Below are 21184 nucleotides of genomic sequence, written 5' to 3' on the forward strand. Positions count from 1 at the left end.
CGGTGCAGGTCAATTACGGGCAGGCGTCAGCGCGAGCGCTTCGCGAGGCGTTCCACGTCGAGCAGGATCACCGCGCGGGCCTCCAGGCGGAGCCAGCCGCGCTGGGCGAAGTCGGCGAGGGCCTTGTTGACGGTCTCGCGGGAGGCGCCGACCAGTTGGGCCAGCTCCTCCTGGGTGAGGTCGTGCACCACGTGGATGCCCTCCTCGGACTGCACGCCGAAACGGCGCGAGAGGTCCAGCAGGGCGCGGGCGACACGGCCGGGCACGTCGGAGAAGACCAGGTCGGACATGGCGTCGTTGGTCTTGCGCAGCCGGCGGGCGACGGCGCGCAGCAGGGCGCCGGCGACCTCGGGGCGGACGTTCAGCCAGGGCTGGAGGTCGCCGTGGCCGAGGCCGAGCAGCTTGACCTCGGTCAGCGCGGTCGCGGTGGCCGTACGCGGGCCCGGGTCGAACAGCGACAGCTCGCCGATCAGCTCGCTGGGGCCGACGACGGCCAGCATGTTCTCCCGCCCGTCGGGGGAGGTGCGGTGCAGCTTGACCTTGCCCTCGGTGACGACGTAGAGCCGGTCACCGGGGTCGCCCTCGTGGAAGAGGGAGTCGCCACGGGCGAGGGTGACCTCGCTCATGGAGGCGCGCAGCTCCGCGGACTGCTCGTCGTCAAGAGCCGCGAAGAGCGGGTTGCGCCGCAGAACGTCGTCCACGAGTTCTCTCCTTGTCGAGCTGCTCAGGGGATGTTCCTCCCCAGCGTGCCAGGGGACCGTGTTCCCCGTTTTCCCGGACGGTCCAAACAGTGTGATCTGTCACAAGGATGCCGCACAGGTGTCCCGGGGTAAGCGGCAGGGGTCCAATCGGGGGCCGATCTTCCGGGTCCGGCGCGGATGTCGGTGCCGGGCTCTAGGCTGGCCGGGTGTCCAAATCGCCGGTGAGAGCACAGGCCGAGGGGGCCGCGCGGGTGGTTGCACGACGTGATTCCGCCGTGGGCGAACAGGATTCCGACGGAAGTGGCAAAAAGGTGAAATCCATAAAAAAGGACCCCGCGAAGACGGCCGGTGGGACGGCCGGCGAATCGCACACCGCCCTGGTCCGCCGCGCCCGCCGGATCAACCGCGAACTCGCCGAGGTCTATCCGTACGCCCACCCCGAGCTGGACTTCGAGAACCCCTTCCAGCTCGTGGTCGCCACGGTCCTGTCGGCCCAGACCACCGACCTGCGCGTCAACCAGACGACCCCGGCGCTGTTCGCCAAGTACCCCACCCCGGAGGACCTCGCGGCGGCCGACCCCGCCGAGGTGGAGGAGATCCTGCGCCCCTGCGGCTTCTTCCGGGCCAAGACGCGCTCGGTCATAGGGCTGTCCAAGGCGCTCGTGGAGGACTTCGGCGGTGAGGTCCCCGGAAAGCTGGAGGACCTGGTCAAGCTGCCCGGCGTCGGCCGCAAGACCGCCTTCGTGGTCCTCGGCAACGCCTTCGGCCGGCCCGGCATCACCGTGGACACCCACTTCCAGCGGCTGGTGCGGCGCTGGAAGTGGACCGAGCAGACCGAGCCCGAGAAGATCGAGGCCGCGGTCGGCGAGCTGTTCCCCAAGAAGGACTGGACCGACCTCTCCCACCACGTCATCTGGCACGGCCGCCGCATCTGCCACGCCCGCAAGCCCGCCTGCGGCGCCTGCCCGATCGCCCCGCTCTGCCCGTCCTACGGCGAGGGCGAGACCGACCCGGACAAGGCCCGCAAGCTCCTCAAGTACGAGAAGGGCGGCTTCCCCGGCCAGCGGCTCAACCCGCCGCAGTCCTATCTGGACGCGGGCGGCATCCCGGCCCCGCCGCTGGGGGCCGGATGAGGGGAACGATCAGGGGGCAGTCGGGCGTTGGACACGGCAGCAGGGGGTGGCATGACGTACACGCGTGACACGCACGAGAGCCCGGTGGCGCTGCGCAGACAGGGGCTGCCGGGCTGGCTGGAGCCGGTGGCGCGGGCCGCCGAGACGGTCCAGCCGCTGCAGCTCAGCCGCTTCCTGCCGCCCGAGGACGGCGGCGGCCGGCAGTCGGCGGTGCTGATCCTGTTCGGCGAGGGCGAGCGCGGCCCCGAGCTGCTGCTGATGGAGCGCTCCGGCTCGCTGCGCTCCCACGCGGGCCAGCCTTCCTTCCCCGGCGGCGCCCTCGACGCGGTGGACGGCGACCCCAAGACCGACGGTCCGCTGCGGGCGGCCCTGCGCGAGGCGGAGGAGGAGACCGGGCTCGACCCGGCCGGCGTCCAGCTCTTCGGGGTGCTGCCCGCGCTCTACATCCCGGTCAGCGAGTTCGTCGTCACCCCCGTCCTCGGCTGGTGGCGCGAGCCGAGCCCGGTCGGAGTGGTCGATCCCAACGAGACGGCGCGCGTCTTCACCGTCCCCGTGGCGGATCTCACGGACCCCGCCAACCGCGCGACCACCGTGCACCCCAGCGGGTTCCGGGGCCCGGCGTTCCTGGTCGAATCGGCGCTGGTGTGGGGGTTCACGGCCGGGGTCATCGACCGGCTGCTGCACTACGCGGGCTGGGAGCTGCCCTGGGACCGGACCCGGCAGGTCCCGCTCGACCGCTGGTCGTGACAGGGTGTCGTGCGTGATCGTTACCGCGGGAAAGTCGACGGGCGGGGCCTGAAGCGTTGAACGTGCTGGACATCCTGTTGCTGCTGGCCGCCGTCTGGTTCGCGGTCGTGGGCTACCGCCAGGGCTTCGTCGTGGGCATCCTGTCGGTGATCGGCTTCCTCGGCGGCGGCCTGCTCGCCGTCTACGCGCTGCCCCCGGTCTGGGACGCGGTGACCGACAACGCCGAGGTCGGCACCGTGGCGGCCGTCGTCGCGGTCATCGTCGTCATCGTGATCGCCTCCGTCGGGCAGGCCCTCACCACCCACTGGGGCAACAAGCTGCGCCGCCACATCACCTGGTCCCCGGCCCGCGCGCTGGACGCCACCGGCGGCGCCCTGGTCAACGTGGGCGCCATGCTGCTGGTCGCCTGGCTGATCGGCTCCGCGCTCGCCCAGACCACGCTGCCGACGCTCGGCCGCGAGGTCCGCGGCTCCAAGGTGCTGGTGGGGATGGACCAGGTGCTGCCGGTGCAGTCGAACACCTGGTTCAAGGACTTCGGCTCGGTCCTCGCGCAGAACGGCTTCCCGCAGGTCTTCAGCCCCTTCTCCGACGAGCAGATCCGCGAGGTCCAGCCGCCGGACCCGGCCCTGGCGAGCAGCGCCGTGGCGGTCAGGGCCCAGCGCTCCATCGTCAAGGTCACCGGCACCGCCCGCAGTTGCGGCAAGGTGCTGGAGGGCACCGGCTTCGTCTTCGGCGACCGGCGCGTGATGACCAACGCCCATGTCGTCGGCGGCGTCGACGAACCCACCGTCCAGATAGGCGGCGAGGGCCGCACATACGACGCGACCGTCGTCCTCTACGACTGGCGGCGCGACATCGCCGTCCTGGACGTGCCCGACCTCAAGGCCCCCGTGCTGCGGTTCGCCTCGAAGGACGCCGGCAGCGGGGACGGCGCCATCGTGGCCGGCTTCCCGGAGAACGGCGCGTACGACGTGCGCGCGGCGCGGGTGCGCGGGCGCATCATGGCGAACGGCTCGGACATCTACCGCCGGGGCACGGTCGGCCGTGACGTGTACTCACTGTTCACCACGGTCCGCGAGGGCAACTCCGGCGGCCCCCTGCTGACCCCTCAGGGCACGGTGTACGGCGTGGTGTTCGCCAAGTCGCGCGACGACGCCGAGACCGGCTACGCCCTGACCGCGGACGAGATCCGCCCCGACATCACACGGGGGCGTACGGCGAACAGCCAGGTGGGTACCGACAACTGCGCCCTGTGAGGCGACCGCGTCCTCCAGAGGTGACGCGGGTTCAGGTGCGCGCGGTGTGGCGCAGGCGTACGGAGACCCAGCGGGCCCGGCGGCGCAGGATACGCGGAATCCCCACCCTCGGGTCCGCCTCCGCGAGTTGCGGCGTTCCTGGTTGCGGCGAATCCGGCCCGGAGGCCGAGCGTCGTTCGCGGGGTGCGTCACCGTAGTCGTGCGTCCAGCCCATACCCCGACGTGTGCCCCCGCCCCAAGGTCAGTAACCGCGTCCGGGCCCCCCGATCGGCCTATGCGTCAGGCATGTGGCAGTTCGGTGCGCAAACAGTCAGGAACGGTCGGGAAAGCGGGCACTCGGCGCATCCGAACGGTCACCGATCGGGTTCGGGGTCCTTCAGCCAGTTGATCAGCTCGGTGGAGAACGCCACCGGGTCCTCCTCGTGCGGGAAGTGCCCCAGCCCGTCGAACAGCCGCCAGCGGTACGGCGCCTCCACGTACTCGCCCGAACCGGCCGCGCTGCGCGTGCGGGTGACCGGGTCCAGCGAGCCGTGCAGATGCAGCGTGGGCACCCGCACCGGCCGCTTCATCCGCCGGTTGAACTGGATGCCGTCAGGCCGCGCCAGCGACCGCACCAGCCAGCGGTACGGCTCGATCGAGCAGTGCGCCGTCGACGGGATGCACATCGCCCGCTGGTACGCCGCCACGTCCGCGTCCTCCGGCAGGCGCGGCCCGGACCAGTCCCGGATCAGCTCGCCCACCAGCGCGCCGTCGTCCGCGGTGAGCTGCCGCTCGGGAATCCACGGCCGCTGGAAACCCCAGATGTAGGAGCTGGCCGCCGTCTGCCGGGCGTCGCGCAGCATCGCCGCGCGCCAGCGCCTCGGGTGCGGCATCGACGCCACCGCGAGCCGCCGGACCAGCTTGGGCCGCATCGCCGCCGCCGTCCACGCCAGGTAGCCGCCCAGGTCGTGGCCGACCAGCGCGGCGTCCGGCTCGCCGAGCGAGCGGATCACCCCGGTGACGTCCAGCGCGAGGTTGGCCGGGTCGTACCCGCGCGGGGTGCGGTCGCTGCCGCCGACGCCCCGCAGGTCCATGGCCACGGCCCGGTAGCCCGCGCCCGCCAGCGCGGACAACTGGTACCGCCAGGTCCACCAGAACTGCGGGAAGCCGTGCAGCAGCAGCACCAGGGGGCCGTCGCCCAGCTCCGCGATGTGGAAACGCGCGCCGTTGGCGGCGACATCCCGGTGCGTCACCCGCTCCCCGGAGGGCAGGTCGAGGCGTACGGCCGGTGCGGCGGCGGGTTCCGTCATGAGGACGAGCGTGCCACAGCCTTGTGCGCGCGGTCCGCCGGAGGCAGCTCACGCGGGTGTGGCTTGGCGTTCTGCAGGACGCCCGCCGACTGCTTCACGGACGCGGCGACCTTCTGCGGGCCCTTGCTCTTCTTGGCCTTCTTGGCGAACACCACACCGATCAGCGCGAGCAGACCGGCCACCAGCACATTGGCGGCGAAGGACAGCAGGAAGCACACCGCGAGGTTCCAGTGGCTCCAGGTCCGGATGCCGTACGCCAGCGCGAAGTTGAGCATCGGCAGCGAGAACACCAGCACCGCGCCCGCGCCGGAGAAGGCCCCGCCGCTCGCCGCGCCGCGCTTCACGTCCCGCTTGAGCTGCGCCTTGGCCAGCGCGATCTCGTCGTGCACCAGCGCCGACATCTCGGTCGTCGCCGAGGCGACCAGTTGGCCGATGCTGTGTTCGGCGCCGACCGGCCTGCCGTCGGGTGCGCTCATCGCGTTCTCTCCCTCTGCTTGTGATGCCGTCTTGTTTTGTACCGTCTCGTCAGATCATGCCGGACGACCGTTCTCCTCGCCTGCCCCGCCCGGCACTTCGGCACGCGCGTGGCGCGCGGCGGCGGACAGCCCGGCCGCGATACGCCGGTGCTCAGCGGCCTTCCCCTCATGGATCTCGGCCATGCGCAGGTGGTACGCCGGGTCGTCCTGCTCGTAGACGTCGGGGATGCCGTCCTGGTCCTCGTCGCGCTCCTCGTCCTCGCACAGCCGCCGGTACCTGGCGTTGCGCACCTTCAGCAGCACCGTCGCACAGATGGCCGCGATCAGCGATCCGACGAGGACGGACGCCTTGACCTCCTCGGTGAGCGCGAGGTCGCCGGTGAAGGCCAGCTCGCCGATGAGCAGGGAGACGGTGAAGCCGATCCCGGCGAGCGTGGCGACCGCGAAGACGTCGGCCCAGGCCAGCCCCTCGCTCAGCGAGGCACGGGTGAAGCGCACGGTCAGCCAGGTCCCGCCGAAGACACCGGCCGTCTTGCCGACCACCAGGCCGAGCACCACCCCGAGCGTCTCCGGCCGCGTGAACACCTGGGCCAGCGCCCCGCCGGACACCGGCACACCCGCGCTGAACAGGGCGAACAGCGGTACCGCCAGCCCGGCCGACAGCGGTCGCACCAGATGCTCCAGCCGTTCACCCGGCGAGCGCTCCTCACCCTCACGGGTGACGCAGCGGAGCATCAGGCCCATCGCCACACCGGCGATGGTGGCGTGGACGCCGCTGTTGTACATCAGGGCCCAGATCACCAGCGCCAGCGGCAGATGGATGTACCAGCCGCGCACGCCCTTGCGCAGCAGCAGCCAGAACACCGCGAGGGCGACGACCGCCCCGCCGAGGGCGGCGAAGTTGATTTGGCTGGTGAAGAAGACGGCGATGATCAGGATGGCGAAGAGGTCGTCGACCACCGCGAGGGTCAGCAGGAAGGCGCGCAGCGCGCTGGGCAGCGAGGTGCCGATGACCGCGAGGACGGCGAGCGCGAAGGCGATGTCGGTGGCGGTCGGCACCGCCCAGCCGGCCAGGGAGCCGCCTCCGGTGAGGTTGGTGAGCGTGTACACCAGCGCGGGGACGGCCATCCCGCACAGCGCGGCCACCACGGGCAGCACGGCCGCCTTGGGGTCGCGCAGGTCGCCGGCGACCAGTTCCCGCTTCAGCTCGACCCCGGCGACGAAGAAGAACACCGCGAGCAGGCCGTCGGCCGCCCAGTGGGCGACGGAGAGGTCCAGGCCGAGGGCGGCGGGGCCGAGGTGGAAGTGGCTGACGGTCGTGTAGGCGTGGCTCAGCGCGGGGACGTTGGCCCAGATCAGCGCCGCGACGGCGGCGGCGAGCAGGAGGACACCGCCCACGGTCTCGGTGCGCAGCGCGTCCGCCACGGCGGTCCGCTCCGGCAGCGACAGGCGGGCGAGCGCCTTGCGGGCGGTGCGGGGGGTGCGGGGCGCGGCCACGGTGGAGACCTCCGGCTGGTGGGCATGACAGAACGCTTGCCGACCAGACTTCCCGGCGCACCTCGAGGCACGGACTACTGCCGTACTTTGTTTACTTTACCTAAGATCACATGATCTGGCAGGCCGGGTGCCCCGGCGCGCTCGCCGGGGCACCCTCTGTCCGCCTGTGCTCAGTCCTCGCTGGAGGACGACGGCAGCTTGGACTGGATGAGCGTCATCACCGTGGAGTCGGTCAGGGTGGTGACGTCTCCGAGCTGCCGGTTCTCCGCCACGTCCCGCAGCAGCCGGCGCATGATCTTGCCGGAGCGGGTCTTGGGCAGCTCCGCGACCGGCAGGACGCGCTTGGGCTTGGCGATCGGGCCGAGGGTGGCGCCGACATGGTCGCGCAGCTCGGCGACCAGCTTCTCGTCCTCGGCGGCCGAGCCGCGCAGGATGACGAACGCGACGATGGCCTGCCCGGTCGTCTCGTCGGCGGCGCCCACGACGGCCGCCTCGGCGACCGCCGGGTGCGACACCAGCGCCGACTCCACCTCGGTGGTGGAGATGTTGTGGCCCGACACCAGCATCACGTCATCCACCCGGCCGAGGAGCCAGATGTCCCCGTCGTCGTCCTTCTTGGCGCCGTCGCCGGCGAAGTACCTGCCCTCGAAGCGCGACCAGTAGGTGTCCAGGAAGCGCTGGTCGTCGCCCCAGATGGTGCGGAGCATCGACGGCCACGGCTCGGTGAGGACCAGGTAGCCGCCGCCTCCGTCCGGCACCTCGTTCGCCTCGTCGTCGACGACGGTGGCGCTGATGCCGGGCAGCGGGCGCTGCGCGGAACCGGGCTTGGTCTCGGTGACGCCCGGCAGCGGCGAGATCATCATCGCGCCGGTCTCGGTCTGCCACCAGGTGTCCACGACCGGGGTGCGGTCGGCGCCGATGTTCTTGCGGTACCAGACCCACGCCTCTGGGTTGATGGGCTCGCCCACCGAACCGAGCACCCGGAGCGAGGTCAGGTCGAACTGCGCGGGGATGTCGTCGCCCCACTTCATGAACGTCCGGATCGCGGTGGGCGCGGTGTACAGGATGGAAACCCGGTACTTCTCGACGATCTCCCAGAAGCGGCCCTGGTGCGGGGTGTCCGGGGTGCCCTCGTACATCACCTGGGTCGCGCCGTTGGCCAGCGGGCCGTACACGATGTACGAGTGGCCGGTGACCCAGCCGACGTCGGCCGTGCACCAGTAGACGTCCGTCTCCGGCTTGAGGTCGAACACCGCCCAGTGGGTGTACGCGGTCTGCGTGAGGTAGCCGCCCGAGGTGTGCAGGATGCCCTTGGGCTTACCCGTGGTGCCGGAGGTGTAGAGGATGAACAGCGGGTGTTCCGCGTCGAACGCCTCCGGGGTGTGCTCGGCCGACTGGCGCCCGACCAGCTCGTCCCACCACACGTCCCGCTCGGCGTCGAACGCCACGTCCTGCCCGGTACGGCGCACCACCAGCACGTGCTCGACGGTGCCGTCGGCCTTGGCGACCGCGTCGTCCACGGCGGGCTTGAGCGCGGACGGCTGGCCCCGGCGGTAGCCGCCGTCGGCGGTGATGACGACCTTGGCGTCCGCGTCCTTGATCCGGGTGGCCAGCGCGTCGGCCGAGAAGCCGCCGAAGACCACCGAGTGCGCGGCGCCGATGCGGGCCGAGGCCAGCATGGCGATGGCGGTCTCGGGGATCATCGGCATGTAGATGGCGACCCGGTCGCCCTTGCGGACACCCAGTTCCAGCAGCGCGTTGGCCGCCTTGGAGACCTCGTCCTTCAGCTCGGCGTAGGTGAGGGAGCGGCTGTCGCCCGGCTCGCCCTCGAAGTGGATGGCGACCCGGTCGCCGTTCCCGGCCTCCACGTGCCGGTCCACGCAGTTGTAGGCGACGTTCAGCTCGCCGTCCTCGAACCACTTGGCGAACGGCGGGTTCGACCAGTCCAGCGTCTTCGTCGGCTCCTTGGCCCAGCTCAGCCTGCGGGCCTGCTCGGCCCAGAAGCCGAGCCGGTCCGCCGCGGCCTGTTCGTACGCCTCGGCCGTGACGTTGGCGTTCGCGGCCAGGTCGGCCGGCGGCGCGAAGCGTCGCTCCTCCTTCAAGAGGTTGGCCAGGCTCTCGTTGCTCACGACATCTCCCTTTCCCAGGGTGTCCGTTGTGTCCCAGGCCACACCTCATCAGACGTCGGGGCTGATGACAAGGGTGGACCGCAGAATTGGTTTAGACCTTTCTGCGGTCCCCGCGCGGGTGGCCGCTCAGACCAAGCTGCCCACCTCCGGCGCCTCTCGCACGTCCTCTTTGGCGTCCTCTCTGACCTCGTGGAACACCGCGGCCTCCGCCTCGTCCCCCTCGGCTCCTTCGCCGCCGAGCAGGTACGCCCGCGCCTCTCCGACGTGGAAGTACATGCCGTGCAGCTCCAGCGCACCGGCCGCCAGGGCGCGCGCCACCGACTCGTGCGCCCGCAGATGCGCCAACTGCTGCACCACATTGGCCAGCGACAGCTCCTCCACCGTGTCGGTCGCCGGACGCGGGGCGAGCCGGGGCCGCTCCGGGCGCCCGTCGGCCAGCCGGGCCAGGCTGGGCTCGCCGTACCGCAGCCACCGGCGCAGCGGGGTGGGGGCGGCGCCGGGCTCGGCGGCGAGCAGGGCCTGCATCGCCCCGCACCCGGAGTGCCCGCACACGGTGATCGACCTGACCCCGAGCACGTCCACCGCGTACTCGATGGCGGCGGCCACCGAGTCGTCGGCGTGCTCCTGGCCGGGCGGCGGCACCAGGTTGCCGACGTTGCGCACCACGAACAGGTCGCCGGGACCGCTGGCGGTGATCATCGAGGTGACGAGCCGGGAGTCGGCGCAGGTGAGGAAGAGCTGCGAGGGCCGCTGTCCCTCCCTGGCCAGCCGGGCCAGCTCCTCCCGGACCAGCGGGGCGGTGTTCCGCTGGAACGAGCTGATGCCACGGGCGAGTTCATGGGTGTCGGGGCGTGAGGCGCCCGTGCTGTCGGCGGCACCCTTGCTCATGGCCGCCGTCGGCATGTCGCACCGGTGGTTGCGCCACGGGGTCCAGGGGCGGCACCGGCAGACGGCGGAGGACGGGGTGCCCGCGCTGCGCACCCCGGTACGGCGGTCCTTCAGCTCGGCGGAGCCGCCCCGCGCGGTGTGGGAACTCCGCCAGTCCTGGAGCGACTCGTACGCCGCGTGGTCCATGAAGGAGCCGTCCAGCTCGACGACGGCACGGGTGCCGTGCGGGACGCGGTGCAGGGCCCGGCTGAGCCGGGGCACGGCGAGGAACGTCAACTGGCCGCGTACCCGGACGTGATGGACTCCCTCCCTCTCCTCGTGCGTGATGCGGGTGTGGGTGAGGCGGTGCAGGGCGAGGGCGACGGCCACGGCGATGCCCAGGAGCACGCCCTGAAGGACGTTGAGGCAGACCACGCCGAGGGTGGTCGCGACGTACACCGGCACCTCGCGGTGCCGGGTCACCGTGCGGATGTGGTTCAGGGACACCATCTGGATGCCGACGGCCATCACCAGGGCAGCGAGTGAGGCGAGCGGGATCTGCTCCAGGAGGGGGACCAGCAGCAGCGCGGCGATCACCACGAGACCGCCGTGCAGCATCGTGGAGTTCCGGCTCACCGCGCCCGAGTTGACGTTCGCCGTGCTGCGTACCGCCACCCCCGCGACCGGCAGTCCGCCGAGCGCGCCGGAGACGATGTTGGCCGCGCCCTGGCCGAGCAGTTCACGGTCGAGGTCGGAGCGTCCCACGCGCGCGGGGCCGGTGCGGCCGGCGGCCAGCTTGTCCACGGCGACCGCGCCGAGCAGCGACTGCACGCTGCACACCAGGGTGGTGGTGAGCACGGCGGCGACGATGCCGAGCGCCGGGCCCTCGGGGAGACCGGCCAGGGCGTGGCTGCGCCAGGACGGCAGGTCGACGCGGGGCAGGGTGATCCCGGTCAGCGCCGCCGTCACGGTGGCCCCGACGACGGCGACCAGCGCGGCCGGCACCTTGCGCAGCCGGCTGCCCACCGGGTCGGGGATGCGGGGCCAGGCCAGCAGCAGGGTCAGCGTCAGCGCGCTGATCACCACGGCGGCCGGGTCGAGGTGGGCCAACTGGGCGGGTAGCGCGCGCAGGTTGGTGAGGACGGAGCTGTCCGGGCGGCCGCCGAGCACGATGTGCACCTGGGCCACGGCGATGGTGATGCCGATGCCCGCGAGCATGCCGTGCACGACCGCCGGGCTGACGGCGAGCGCGCCGCGCGCCACCTTCAGGCAGCCGAGGCCGAGCTGGGCGAGTCCGGCGAGGACGGTGATGCCGCAGGTCGCCCGCCAGCCGTACTGGTGGATGAGGTCGGCGGTGACCACGGTCAGGCCGGCGGCGGGCCCGCTGACCTGCAAGGGACAGCCGCCGATCCGGCCGGCGACGATCCCGCCGACCGCCGCGGCCACCAGGCCCGCCTGCAGCGGGGCGCCGGTGGCCAGGGCGATGCCGAGCGAGAGCGGCAGGGCGATGAGGAACACCGCGATGCACGCGGAGACGTCGGCGCTCTCGACGCGGAAACGGCGGCGCCGGGGCGGTGGGGTGGTGGGCGGGGAGTGCTCGGTACGGGGTGGTGCGCAGGCTGACATGTTCCCGTCTCCTCCGGGGCAGCGCGGTCGCGGTCTGTGGGGTCCCGCCCGGCGGCGGGGGGGTTCGGTCGCGGCCGTGGGTCACGGCGTGCAGCGGCGGGATGATTCAACGCTCGGTAAACGAACCGTAATCCAGAGTAAAGGCTCGGCAAGTCTTTTCGAAGCAAATGGCACATATGTGCACTCGGCCGAGTGAAGCGGGCATTTGGTCGGCTTGTCGTACTAGTTCCTTCTCGACCCCATGCGACTTTGACGGCGCCGCCAGGAGGAATCCGGCGCATCACCAGAAAACGCCCTCATCGGCGTTCGCCTGAGAGTTCGCCCGAGAGAAGGAAGAAGGTGGGCGGAACATGGCCGCCACCCAGAGGATCGCCGTCTGTGCCATGGTCGCCGCTGCCGGTGCCGCGTCCCTCGCCGGTTGTGCCGCCGGCTCCGACCAGGCACGGGAAGGCGCGTCCGGCCCGCAGAAGGGCGCCCCGGCCCCGCAGAGCGTCGTCCGGCTGATCGGCGACGGGTCCACCGCGTACACCGGCGCGCAGCCGCACCTGCCCAGGCCCGAGAAGCTGAAGCCGGGTCAGAAGCCGCCGCAGTTCGTGGTGTTCTCCTGGGACGGCGCGGGTGAGGACAGCCAGAAGCTGTTCTCGCACTTCCGCAAGGTCGCCAAGGACAACCGCGCCAACATGACGTTCTTCCTCAGCGGCGTCTACCTGCTGCCGGAGGAGAAGCGGGACCTCTACAAGCCGCCGCAGCACTCGCCGGGCCGCTCCGACATCGGCTTCAACGACGAGCAGGGCATCGCCGACACCACCAAGCAGGCGCGCCTGGCCTGGCTGGAGGGCAACGAGATCGGCACCCACTTCAACGGCCACTTCTGCGGACCCGAGGGCGGGGTCGGCCAGTGGTCCGTGGCCGAGTGGAAGAGCGAGATCAGCCAGGCCAAGGAGTTCGTGAAGACCTGGAAGACCAACTCGGGCCTGAAGAAGTCCTCGCCGCTGCCCTTCGACTACGACAAGGAACTCATCGGCGCCCGCACCCCCTGTCTGGAAGGGCAGAAGAACTTCGTCAAGGCGGCGAGCCAGATGGGCTTCCGCTACGACTCCAGCGGCGTCAACAACCAGGTCTGGCCGAAGAAGAAGGAAGGTCTCTGGGACCTGTCCATGCAGCTCGTGCCCTTCCCCGGCCACACCTTCGAGCAGCTCACCATGGACTACAACTTCATGGTCAACCAGTCCGGCACCCGGACACAGGGCGACCCCGACAAGTTCGCCCTGTGGGGCGACGAGATGCGCGACGGCCTCCTCAAGGGCTTCGACCGCGCCTACGACGGCAACCGCGCGCCCCTGATCATCGGCAACCACTTCGAGTCCTGGAACGGCGGCACGTACATGCGCGCCATCGAGGACGTCGTCAAGAACGTGTGCAACAAGCCCGACGTCCGCTGCGTCTCGTTCCACGAGCTGACCGACTGGCTGGACGCCCAGGACCCGCAGACCCTGGCCAAGCTGCGCACCCTCGAGGTGGGCGAGGCGCCCAAGCAGGGCTGGGCGTCCCTGCTCTCCGGCCGCCCGGCCCCGGCGCCGAAGGGCGTCCCTGGAGCGCCGGCCGCCAAGCAGTAAGCGTCAAGCGGCAGTAGATGTCAGACGGGAGTCGCCACGCTCTCGCCGAGCACGAAGCCGGGGTCGATCTGCGCCGCCAGGTCGGCCCCGGTGCGCTCGTTGCCCCACGACTGGGCGTTGCGCAGATGGAAGTGGACCATCTGCCGGGTGTACCGCTCCCAGTCCCGCAGCCCGTACGTCGCGTCGGCGGCGGCCCGGAGCGTCTCCAGCGCGGAGACATTTCCCTCCTCCAGCAGGCCGAAGCGCGGCGGGCGCCCCTTCTCCATGGCGCGCACCCAGTCGGAGTGCCCGACCGTCACCAGCAGGTCGTCCCCGGCCTCCTCGCGCAGGAAGTCGACGTCGTCCGGACCCTGGACCTTGTTGCCGACGACCTTCAGGGTGACACCGAAGTCGCGGGCGTACTCCTTGTACTGGCGGTAGACGGACACCCCCTTCCGGGTCGGCTCGGCGACGAGGAACGTCATGTCGAAGCGGGTGAACATGCCGGAGGCGAAGGAGTCCGAGCCGGCGGTCATGTCCACCACGACGTACTCGCCGGGGCCGTCGACGAGGTGGTTCAGGAACAGCTCCACCGCTCCGGTCTTGGAGTGGTAGCAGGCGACCCCCAGGTCGGCGTCGGTGAAGGGGCCGGTGACCATCAAACGGACGGCACCGCCGTCGAGTTCCACCGGACGCGCACAGGCGTCGTAGATCGCGTCGGGCTCGCTGATCCGGACCAGCCGCGAACCCGAGCCGGGCGGGGTGGTCTTGATCATTGTCTCGGCCGACGCGATGCGCGGGTTGGAGCCGCGCAGATGGTCCTTGATCAGCGGCAGCCGGTCGCCCATCGCGGGCAGCGCCGCCGCCTGGTCCTCGTCGAGGCCGAGCGCGGGTCCGAGGTGCTGGTTGATGTCCGCGTCGATCGCGACCACCGGGGCCCCGGCGGCGACGAGATGGCGGATGAAGAGGGAGGAGAGCGTGGTCTTGCCGCTGCCGCCCTTCCCGACGAAAGCAATTTTCATGTTCACGAAGGGTAGTCAGCTCGTAGCTGTATGTGCCAGGAAGGCCCCGAACGTCACTCCTTCGAGGGGTGTGAGCGCCGAACAAGGGCTGACGGCCGGCCAAAGGCGTGGGCGCGTAGGGTCGACCTCATGAGTACGACAGGAGCGACCGCAGATCCCCTTGCGGCCCTGGGCTCGCTGCCCGGCGTGGCCGACTCCGTGGAGTCCGTGCGCAAGGCCGTGGACCGGGTGTACGGGCACCGGATCATGCGCCGTCGCAGCAACGCCATCACCTCCGAGGCGGCCCTGCGCGGCGCCCGCGGCTCGGCGGCGCTGTCCGGCGCCGACTGGGCCCTGGAAGAGGTGCGGCGCCGCACCGACTTCAGCACCGGCGACGAGGCGCGCGTCATGGGCGCGGCCCTGAGGCTGACCGCCGAGGCCGGGCAACTGCTGTCCATCTGGCGGCAGTCCCCGCTGCGGGTGCTGGCCCGGCTGCACATGGTGGCCGCCGCGAGCGACACCGACGAGGTCGGCCGGCCGCGCCGGGCGGGCGAACTCGCCGACGAGCCCCTCATCGAGCTGCCGCTGCCGGACGCCCCGGAGGTGTCCGGACGCCTGGACGGCCTCGCGGAGCTGATCATCGCCGGTTCTTCCGCGCCCGCCCTGGTGACGGCCGCCGTGGTGCACGGCGAGATCCTCGCGCTGCGCCCCTTCACCTCGCACAACGGGCTGGTGGCGCGCACGGCCGAGCGGATCGTCCTGATCGGCAGCGGCCTGGACCCGAAGTCGGTGTGCCCGGCCGAGGTCGGCCACGCCGAACTGGGCCGCGCCTCCTACCTCGCCGCGCTCGACGGCTATGTCTCCGGCACCCCCGGCGGCATGGCGGCCTGGATCGCCCACTGCGGGCGCGCGGTCGAGCTGGGCGCCCGCGAGTCGACGGCGGTCTGCGAGGCCCTCCAGCGCGGAGCGGCCTGACCCCTCACACATGGTTGCGGCGGTACGAGGAGTCCTCGTACCGCCGCTGGCATGTTCACCGGGTTACCAAGCGTCCTCGATATGTTGCTCATCAGGTCGGGGTCTTTGCCCGGCCCTGGTGCAGCAGGCCCGTAATCGACGGTCCGACGTCGCGTGGGTGCCCTGTGTTCATGCGAGGTCCGTGGGGCCCAGATGCGTAGTGGTAGGGAATCCTCTCGGATGTCCTTTAGGTCCCGCAGGCCGTGAATCCTTTGTACTGCAACCTCGTGACGAGCGAAACCCCTGCCCGGAGTTCTTTACTTTTAGGTTCAAACAGGGGTGAATCGGGCGGCCGGAGGGGCCCGGTCAAACGGTCGTGCCCCGGCGCTTGCTGGCGTACCAGACCAGGCCGGCGGTCGCGGCCGCCGCGCCCAGTGCCGCTGCCGCGACGACCGCCGGGCGGGGTGCGTGGAGCGAGGGCAGGCGCTGCTTGAGCCGGACCGGCTTGCGGAACTCCAGCACCGGCCAGCCGCGCGAGACGGCCTCGCGGCGCAGCGCGCGGTCGGGGTTGACGGCGTGCGGGTGGCCGACGGCCTGGAGCATCGGCAGGTCGGTGGCGGAGTCGCTGTAGGCGAAGCTGCGGTCGAGGTCGTACCCCTCGGAGGCGGCCAGCTCCCGGATCGCCTCGGCCTTGGTGGGGCCGTACGCGTAGTACTCCACCTCGCCGGTGAAGCAGCCGTCCTCGCCGACCACCAGACGGGTCGCCACCACCCGGTCGGCGCCGAGCAGCTCGCCGATCGGCTCCACGACCTCCGCGCCCGAGGTGGACACGATCACGACGTCCCGGCCCGCCGTGTGGTGCTCCTCGATCAGCGAGGCGGCCTCGTCGTAGATGATCGGGTCGATCAGGTCGTGCAGGGTCTCGGCCACGATCTCCTTGACCTGGCGCACGTTCCAGCCCCGGCAGAGCGCCGAGAGGTACTCCCGCATGCGCTCCATCTGGTCATGGTCCAAACCGCCGGCCAGGAAGACGAACTGGGCATACGCGGTGCGCAAGGCCGCTCTGCGGTTGATCAGTCCGCCTTGGTAGAAGGACTTGCTGAAGGTGAGCGTGCTGGACTTCGCAATGACCGTCTTGTCCAGGTCGAAGAAGGCCGCTGCGCGAGGCAAGGAGTGGTTTTCCACGTCCCTGAGCATAGGCGCCCACCATTCGGCGTAAGGTGGGGCGTGTGGGTTTGCCTGAGAAGCCTCTCGGGTACACCATGGAAGTCACGGATCGTTCGCGACCGTGCTAACCCCGGTCCGACTCCTCCCCCCCCGAGTCGGCCGTGGGGACGACCCCCGCTCTCCCCCCCGGCGGGGGTCGTCGCATGTCCGGACGCGTTTTCACCCCCTCTTCGGCCGGTACGAGACCGGCACCGGGCGGCTGCGGCCGCCCTTTCGTCATGCCCATGATTGATTACGTACGGTAATCATCAGGGTGCGCTCGGAAACTCGTACACAGCGCGTGCCGATGTCACCGGTATGAGTGACGAAGTTATTCACAGGCGCTCCGCCGTCCACAGTTTTTGACCAAGATCCACACGATTTCGCGGTTCGCCCCATCGTGATTCCAGCGCTCCTGATCCGGGCCTGTTCATGGCCGGATCGCAATGCGGAGTGCGTTTGGCCGGTTTCTGTCGGCCGTTCATATGGAGACCTTTACCGGTTCTCCACATCTTGGGAATCGCGCGGCCGAGAGAGCGGCGCGGAAGTCGCAGTGAAGGGGGAACACCATGACCGGAACCGTCGCGCACGATCCGCCTCCGGCCACGGCCGGACGACCGGGACGGCCGCTCATCGTCACCGAGGACGCGGCGCTCCTGGACGATCTGCTGCGCCTGTGCGCGGCGGCCGGCGCCACACCAGAAGTCCACCACGGAGTCCCGGACCACGGCGGGGGATGGGACGGCGCACCGCTCGTCCTGGTCGGGGACGACGCCGCCCGCCGGGTGCGCGGAGCCGCGCGGCGGCGGGGTGTGGTCCTGGTCGGCCGTGACCAGGACGACCCGGACGTGTGGAAACGCGCGGTCGGGATCGGCGCCGACCATGTGCTGATGCTGCCCGACGGCGAGCAGTGGCTCATCGACCGCATCGCCGACGTGGCGGAGGGCGTGGGCCGCCCCGCCCTCACCGTCGGCGTCATCGGCGGCCGGGGCGGCGCCGGGGCCTCCACGCTGGCCTGTGCCCTCGCCGTCACCTCCGCCCACCAGGGGCTGCGGACCCTGCTCGTGGACGCCGACCCGCTCGGCGGCGGACTCGACGTGCTCCTCGGGGGCGAGACCGCGGAGGGGCTGCGCTGGCCCGCCTTCGCCGCCTCACGCGGCAGAGTCGGCGGCGGCGCCCTGGAGGAATCCCTGCCCGAACTGCACGCGCTGCGCGTCCTGAGCTGGGACCGGGGCGACTGCGTGGCCGTACCGCCCCAGGCCGTCCGCGCGGTGCTCGCCGCCGCCCGGCGACGCGGGGGCACGGTGGTCGTCGACCTCCCGCGCCGTCTGGACGACGGGGTCGCGGAAGCCCTGGCCCAGCTCGACATGGCGGTGCTCGTCGTCCCGGCGGAGCTGCGCGCGCTGGCCGCGGCCGGCCGGGTCGCCTCTGCCATGGGCATGGTCGTGCGGGATCTGCGGGTGGCGGTCAGGGGGCCGTACGGGCCGGGGCTGGACGAGGACGAGGTGGCCCGGCTGCTCGGGCTGCCGCTGATCGGCACCGTGCCCGTCGAGCCCGCGCTGCTGCGGCCCCGAGGTACCGCCAGACCGCCCGGCGCGACCGGACGCGGCCCGCTGTCCCGGTTCTGCACCGCCTTCTGGGAGCAGGCGCTGACCGAGGCGGGAGGCCCGCGATGACGCTTCCCGGACTCGACCTTGCCGACGGCGCGGCACTCCTCGACGGCGTCCGGCGCAGCCTCGCCGAGAGCGGGGCCGAGCCCACGCCCGCGCGGGTGGCGCAGGCGTTGCGCGAACAGGGGCGGGTGCTGGGCGACGCCGAGGTCCTGGGCGCGGCCGAGCATCTGCGCTCCGAACTCGTCGGCTCCGGCCCGCTGGAGCCGCTGCTGGCCGACCCGAGCGTCACCGACGTGCTGGTCACCGCGCCGGACCGGGTGTGGGTCGACCGGGGCGGCGGCCTGGAACTGACCCCGGTCACCTTCCCCGACGCCCCGGCGGTCCGACGGCTCGCGCAACGGCTGGCCGCCGTCGCCGGACGCCGCCTGGACGACGCCCGGCCCTGGGCCGACGCCCGCCTCCCCGACGGGACCCGCCTGCACGCGGTGCTGCCCCCGGTGGCGGTCGGCTGCACCTGCCTGTCCCTGCGCGTGGTCCGGCCCCGCGCCTTCACCCTCGGCGAACTGGCCCGCGCGGGCACGCTGCCGCCGGGCGGGGAGGGGCTGCTGCGGGCGCTGATGGCGGCCCGGCTGTCGTTCTTGGTCAGCGGCGGAACCGGCACAGGAAAAACGACGTTGCTGAGCGCACTGCTCGGACTGGTCGGCCCCGGTGAACGGATCGTGCTGGCCGAGGACTCGGCGGAACTGCGGCCCGACCATCCACACGTGGTCCGGCTGGAGACCCGGCCCGCCAACCAGGAGGGCGCCGGACTGGTGACGCTGGAGGACCTGGTCCGGCAGGCGCTGCGCATGCGGCCCGACCGGCTGGTCGTCGGGGAGGTGCGCGGCCCCGAGGTGGTCCATCTGCTGGCCGCGCTCAACACCGGCCACGAGGGCGGCTGCGGCACCGTGCACGCCAACGCGGCCGCCGACGTCCCGGCCCGCCTGGAGGCCCTGGGTACGGCAGCCGGCCTCGACCGTGCCGCGCTGCACAGCCAGTTGGCGGCCGCGCTCTCGGTGGTGATCCACCTGGTACGCGACCGCGCCGGGCGGCGCCGGATCGCGGAGGTCCATGTGCTGGAGCGGGACCCCTCGGGGCTGGTCCGGACGGTACCGGCACTGCGGTGGGGGGAGCGGGGCTTCGTTCCGGGGCGCGGGTGGGAGCGGCTGCGGGGGTTGCTGTCCGAGGGGGCTGGGGGCGAGGGGGTTGGTGATGTCTGAACTTGGCGTAGGGCTGGTCTGTGTCGGGGGCGTGGCTTGGGGGCTGCACGCACGGGATCAAGGGGTGTGGCTGCCGTTCGCGGGCGGCGGGGCGGTGGGCCCCTGGCCGACGCCCTGTGCGCGGGGCCTCGGGGAATTGCGGCGGCTGCACGACTGGAGTGAGGGGGTCTGCCATGGCTGACGTCGGTGTCGGAGAGGCGGTGCTGGGCGCGGGGCTGGCCTGTGCCGGGGGAGTGGCCTGGGCGGTGAACGCCCGGCATCAAGGGGTGCGGCGGGCGCGGTTGCTGTTCGTGGGCGGTGGAGTGGCGGACCCCGTGCTGATGCCTTGGGAGCGGGGTCTCGGTGAGCTGCGGCGGCTCCATGAACGGGTGGGTGCCGAGTGGTGGGCGCTCGTGGCGGGGCTGGTGTTGGCGCTGTTGGGGGCCTCGGTCATTCCGGTGGTGGCGGGGGCCGCCGGGGTGCCGGTGCTGCGCCGGGTGGGAAAGGCGCGGCGGGCCCGGCTGGTGCGGGAACGCCGGGCGGACGCGGTGATCGCCCTGTGCGGGGTGCTCGCCGGGGAGGTCCGCGCCGGTCAACAGCCGGGCGAGGCCCTGCTGCGGGCCGAGCGGGACTCCGGGGGCCTGGACGAGGCGCAGGCGGCCGCGATCGCGGCGGCGCGGTTCGGGGGCGATGTGCCGGGCGCGCTCGCCGTGGCGGCCCGGCAACCGGGCGCCGAGGGGCTGCTGGGGCTGGCCGCCTGCTGGCGGGTGGCCGTGGACCAGGGCGCGGGCCTGGCGGCCGGCCTCGACCGGCTGGACGGCGCCCTGCGCGCGGAACGGGACCAACGCGCCGACCTGCGCGCCCAGTTGTCCGGCGCTCGCGCCACGGCCCTGCTGCTGGCGGTGCTGCCCCTGTTCGGGCTGCTGTTGGGCGCGGCCATGGGGGCCGACCCACTCCGGGTGCTCCTGCACACCGGGGCCGGGCTGGGCTGTCTGGTGGCGGGAGCGGTGTTCGAGGGCGCCGGGGTCTGGTGGGCGGCACGGATCGTGCGGGGAGCTGAGGCGGCATGAGCGGGGATGTTGTCCACAACCTGGGGGTGGCCGTGGGGACGGCCGTCGCCCTCGACTGGGCGGTCCGTCGGCTGGAGTTGATGCGACAACGGCGCCTGGTGCGGCGGAGGGTGGCGGGACTGCTGGCCGTGGAGTCGCCCGAGGCGGGTCGCTCCCTCGCGGTGGCCGACGCGGCGCGGAAGTGGCTGCCGGTGGCCGGGATCGGGTGCGGGGCGTGGGCGGTGGTCGGCGGGGTCTTCGGGGCGCTGGTGGGGCTCGGGGCCGGTGTGGCGCTGTGGCGGTGGCAGGAACGGCGGGCGTTGGAACGACCCGCGGCGGAGCTTCTTGATGCGGCCGCCGCAGCTCGGCAACTCCCCCTCGCCGCCGAGCTGCTGGCCGCCTGCATCGAGGCCGGGGCCGGTCCCGTGGTCGCCGCCCAGGCGGTAGGGGAGGCGCTCGGAGGCCCGGTCGGCGACGCGCTGGCGCGGGGCGCGGCGGAAGCCCGCCTCGGCGGTGAACCGGCGGACGCCTGGGCCCGGTTGACAGCCCTGCCCGGCGCCGGAGCACTGGCCCGCCTGCTGGAGCGGGCCGACCGGTCCGGGCTTCCGGCGGCCGAACCCGTGGCCCGACTGGCCTCGGACGCGCGGGCGGAGTCGATACGGGCGGCCACCGTCAGGGCGCGCAGGGCGGCCGTACTGATCTCGGCACCGGTCGGGCTGTGCTTCCTCCCCGCCTTCATCGCGGTCGGCGTCCTGCCCGTGGTGATCGGCCTCGCGGGCGGCGCGATGGGAGGAGGTGGGCCCTGAC

18 protein-coding genes are annotated in these 21184 nt (G+C 72.2%); 9 read left to right on the forward strand and 9 right to left on the reverse strand.

Features of this window, described 5'->3' with window-relative positions:
• Positions 1–26: 26 nt before the first annotated feature.
• The gene (locus E5083_RS22020) at positions 27–701 is read right to left on the reverse strand and encodes a Crp/Fnr family transcriptional regulator (RefSeq protein WP_030811441.1); all 675 of its coding nucleotides are present in this window, start codon (positions 699–701) and stop codon (positions 27–29) included.
• A gap of 311 nt (positions 702–1012) precedes the next feature.
• On the opposite strand from E5083_RS22020, the gene nth reads away from it, so the two are divergent.
• The 3 genes from nth to E5083_RS22035 are packed head-to-tail and all read left to right on the forward strand — an operon-like array spanning position 1013 to position 3837.
• Positions 1013–1834 carry an endonuclease III gene (gene nth, locus E5083_RS22025; RefSeq protein WP_244317608.1) on the forward strand — a complete coding sequence of 274 codons (822 nt, stop codon included), beginning with the start codon at positions 1013–1015 and terminating at the stop codon, positions 1832–1834.
• 51 nt (positions 1835–1885) lie between these two features.
• A complete protein-coding gene (locus E5083_RS22030) occupies positions 1886–2581 on the forward strand; it encodes an NUDIX hydrolase (RefSeq protein ID WP_135787403.1) in 696 nt (231 codons plus the stop codon).
• Between the two features lie 56 nt (positions 2582–2637).
• Positions 2638–3837 (forward strand): MarP family serine protease, encoded by a 1200-nt coding sequence (locus E5083_RS22035; protein ID WP_135787404.1) that lies wholly within the window; start codon positions 2638–2640, stop codon positions 3835–3837.
• A 31-nt stretch (positions 3838–3868) separates the two neighbouring features.
• Here E5083_RS22035 and E5083_RS31800 read toward each other — a convergent pair whose 3' ends face one another.
• The 6 genes from E5083_RS31800 to E5083_RS22065 all read right to left on the reverse strand — a co-directional run bounded on the left by E5083_RS31800 (position 3869) and on the right by E5083_RS22065 (position 11721).
• Positions 3869–4051 (reverse strand): hypothetical protein, encoded by a 183-nt coding sequence (locus tag E5083_RS31800; RefSeq protein WP_078858501.1) that lies wholly within the window; start codon positions 4049–4051, stop codon positions 3869–3871.
• Positions 4052–4190: 139 nt separating this feature from the next.
• The gene (locus tag E5083_RS22045; RefSeq protein ID WP_135787405.1) at positions 4191–5126 is read right to left on the reverse strand and encodes an alpha/beta fold hydrolase; all 936 of its coding nucleotides are present in this window, start codon (positions 5124–5126) and stop codon (positions 4191–4193) included.
• Positions 5123–5602: a phage holin family protein gene (locus tag E5083_RS22050; RefSeq protein WP_135787406.1), complete on the reverse strand. Its 480-nt coding sequence runs from the start codon at positions 5600–5602 to the stop codon at positions 5123–5125. Before E5083_RS22050 ends, E5083_RS22045 begins: the two co-directional genes overlap by 4 nt.
• 54 nt (positions 5603–5656) lie before the next feature.
• Positions 5657–7099 (reverse strand): Na+/H+ antiporter NhaA, encoded by a 1443-nt coding sequence (gene nhaA, locus E5083_RS22055; RefSeq protein WP_135787407.1) that lies wholly within the window; start codon positions 7097–7099, stop codon positions 5657–5659.
• A gap of 170 nt (positions 7100–7269) precedes the next feature.
• Entirely contained in the window at positions 7270–9228 is a 1959-nt protein-coding gene (gene acs / locus E5083_RS22060) for an acetate--CoA ligase (RefSeq protein ID WP_135787408.1), read from the reverse strand.
• Between the two features lie 126 nt (positions 9229–9354).
• A complete protein-coding gene (locus tag E5083_RS22065; RefSeq protein WP_135787409.1) occupies positions 9355–11721 on the reverse strand; it encodes a SulP family inorganic anion transporter in 2367 nt (788 codons plus the stop codon).
• A gap of 350 nt (positions 11722–12071) precedes the next feature.
• Between E5083_RS22065 and E5083_RS22070 the strand changes: the two genes are divergently transcribed.
• Positions 12072–13337, forward strand: coding sequence for a polysaccharide deacetylase family protein (locus tag E5083_RS22070; RefSeq protein WP_135787410.1), 1266 nt, complete (start codon positions 12072–12074; stop codon positions 13335–13337).
• A 20-nt stretch (positions 13338–13357) separates the two neighbouring features.
• On the opposite strand, the gene E5083_RS22075 is transcribed toward E5083_RS22070, so the two are convergent.
• On the reverse strand, positions 13358–14338 hold the full coding sequence (locus tag E5083_RS22075) for an ATP-binding protein (protein WP_208754117.1): 981 nt from the start codon (positions 14336–14338) through the stop codon (positions 13358–13360).
• A 129-nt stretch (positions 14339–14467) separates the two neighbouring features.
• Here E5083_RS22075 and E5083_RS22080 point away from each other — a divergent pair, with 129 nt between their 5' ends.
• Positions 14468–15292: a Fic family protein gene (locus tag E5083_RS22080; protein WP_135787412.1), complete on the forward strand. Its 825-nt coding sequence runs from the start codon at positions 14468–14470 to the stop codon at positions 15290–15292.
• A gap of 345 nt (positions 15293–15637) precedes the next feature.
• On the opposite strand, the gene E5083_RS22085 is transcribed toward E5083_RS22080, so the two are convergent.
• The gene (locus E5083_RS22085) at positions 15638–16468 is read right to left on the reverse strand and encodes an HAD family hydrolase (protein WP_135787413.1); all 831 of its coding nucleotides are present in this window, start codon (positions 16466–16468) and stop codon (positions 15638–15640) included.
• Between the two features lie 578 nt (positions 16469–17046).
• On the opposite strand from E5083_RS22085, the gene ssd reads away from it, so the two are divergent.
• From ssd to E5083_RS22105, 4 genes are all read left to right on the forward strand, one after another.
• Positions 17047–18153 (forward strand): septum site-determining protein Ssd, encoded by a 1107-nt coding sequence (gene ssd, locus E5083_RS22090; protein ID WP_135787414.1) that lies wholly within the window; start codon positions 17047–17049, stop codon positions 18151–18153.
• Complete coding sequence (locus E5083_RS22095) at positions 18150–19349, forward strand: TadA family conjugal transfer-associated ATPase (protein WP_135787415.1); 1200 nt, start codon at positions 18150–18152, stop codon at positions 19347–19349. Before ssd ends, E5083_RS22095 begins: the two co-directional genes overlap by 4 nt.
• 173 nt (positions 19350–19522) lie before the next feature.
• Complete coding sequence (locus E5083_RS22100) at positions 19523–20398, forward strand: type II secretion system F family protein (RefSeq protein WP_135787416.1); 876 nt, start codon at positions 19523–19525, stop codon at positions 20396–20398.
• The gene (locus E5083_RS22105) at positions 20395–21183 is read left to right on the forward strand and encodes a type II secretion system F family protein (RefSeq protein WP_135787417.1); all 789 of its coding nucleotides are present in this window, start codon (positions 20395–20397) and stop codon (positions 21181–21183) included. The genes E5083_RS22100 and E5083_RS22105 overlap by 4 nt, the downstream gene beginning before the upstream one ends.
• The last annotated feature ends 1 nt before the right edge of the window (position 21184 follow it).

This window comes from Streptomyces bauhiniae (assembly GCF_004784475.1).
Taxonomy (GTDB): Bacteria; Actinomycetota; Actinomycetes; order Streptomycetales; family Streptomycetaceae; genus Streptomyces; species Streptomyces seoulensis.

Bases quoted from the DNA above. Each gene is read 5' to 3' on its own strand.
- E5083_RS22030 (WP_135787403.1), top strand. From the start codon at position 1,886: ATGACGTACACGCGTGACACGCACGAGAGCCCGGTGGCGCTGCGCAGA.
- E5083_RS31800 (WP_078858501.1), bottom strand. From the start codon at position 4,051: ATGGGCTGGACGCACGACTACGGTGACGCACCCCGCGAACGACGCTCG.
- E5083_RS22045 (WP_135787405.1), bottom strand. From the start codon at position 5,126: ATGACGGAACCCGCCGCCGCACCGGCCGTACGCCTCGACCTGCCCTCC.
- E5083_RS22050 (WP_135787406.1), bottom strand. From the start codon at position 5,602: ATGAGCGCACCCGACGGCAGGCCGGTCGGCGCCGAACACAGCATCGGC.
- E5083_RS22065 (WP_135787409.1), bottom strand. From the start codon at position 11,721: ATGTCAGCCTGCGCACCACCCCGTACCGAGCACTCCCCGCCCACCACC.
- E5083_RS22070 (WP_135787410.1), top strand. From the start codon at position 12,072: ATGGCCGCCACCCAGAGGATCGCCGTCTGTGCCATGGTCGCCGCTGCC.
- E5083_RS22075 (WP_208754117.1), bottom strand. From the start codon at position 14,338: ATGAAAATTGCTTTCGTCGGGAAGGGCGGCAGCGGCAAGACCACGCTC.
- E5083_RS22080 (WP_135787412.1), top strand. From the start codon at position 14,468: ATGAGTACGACAGGAGCGACCGCAGATCCCCTTGCGGCCCTGGGCTCG.
- E5083_RS22085 (WP_135787413.1), bottom strand. From the start codon at position 16,468: ATGCTCAGGGACGTGGAAAACCACTCCTTGCCTCGCGCAGCGGCCTTC.
- ssd (WP_135787414.1), top strand. From the start codon at position 17,047: ATGACCGGAACCGTCGCGCACGATCCGCCTCCGGCCACGGCCGGACGA.
- E5083_RS22095 (WP_135787415.1), top strand. From the start codon at position 18,150: ATGACGCTTCCCGGACTCGACCTTGCCGACGGCGCGGCACTCCTCGAC.
- E5083_RS22100 (WP_135787416.1), top strand. From the start codon at position 19,523: ATGGCTGACGTCGGTGTCGGAGAGGCGGTGCTGGGCGCGGGGCTGGCC.
- E5083_RS22105 (WP_135787417.1), top strand. From the start codon at position 20,395: ATGAGCGGGGATGTTGTCCACAACCTGGGGGTGGCCGTGGGGACGGCC.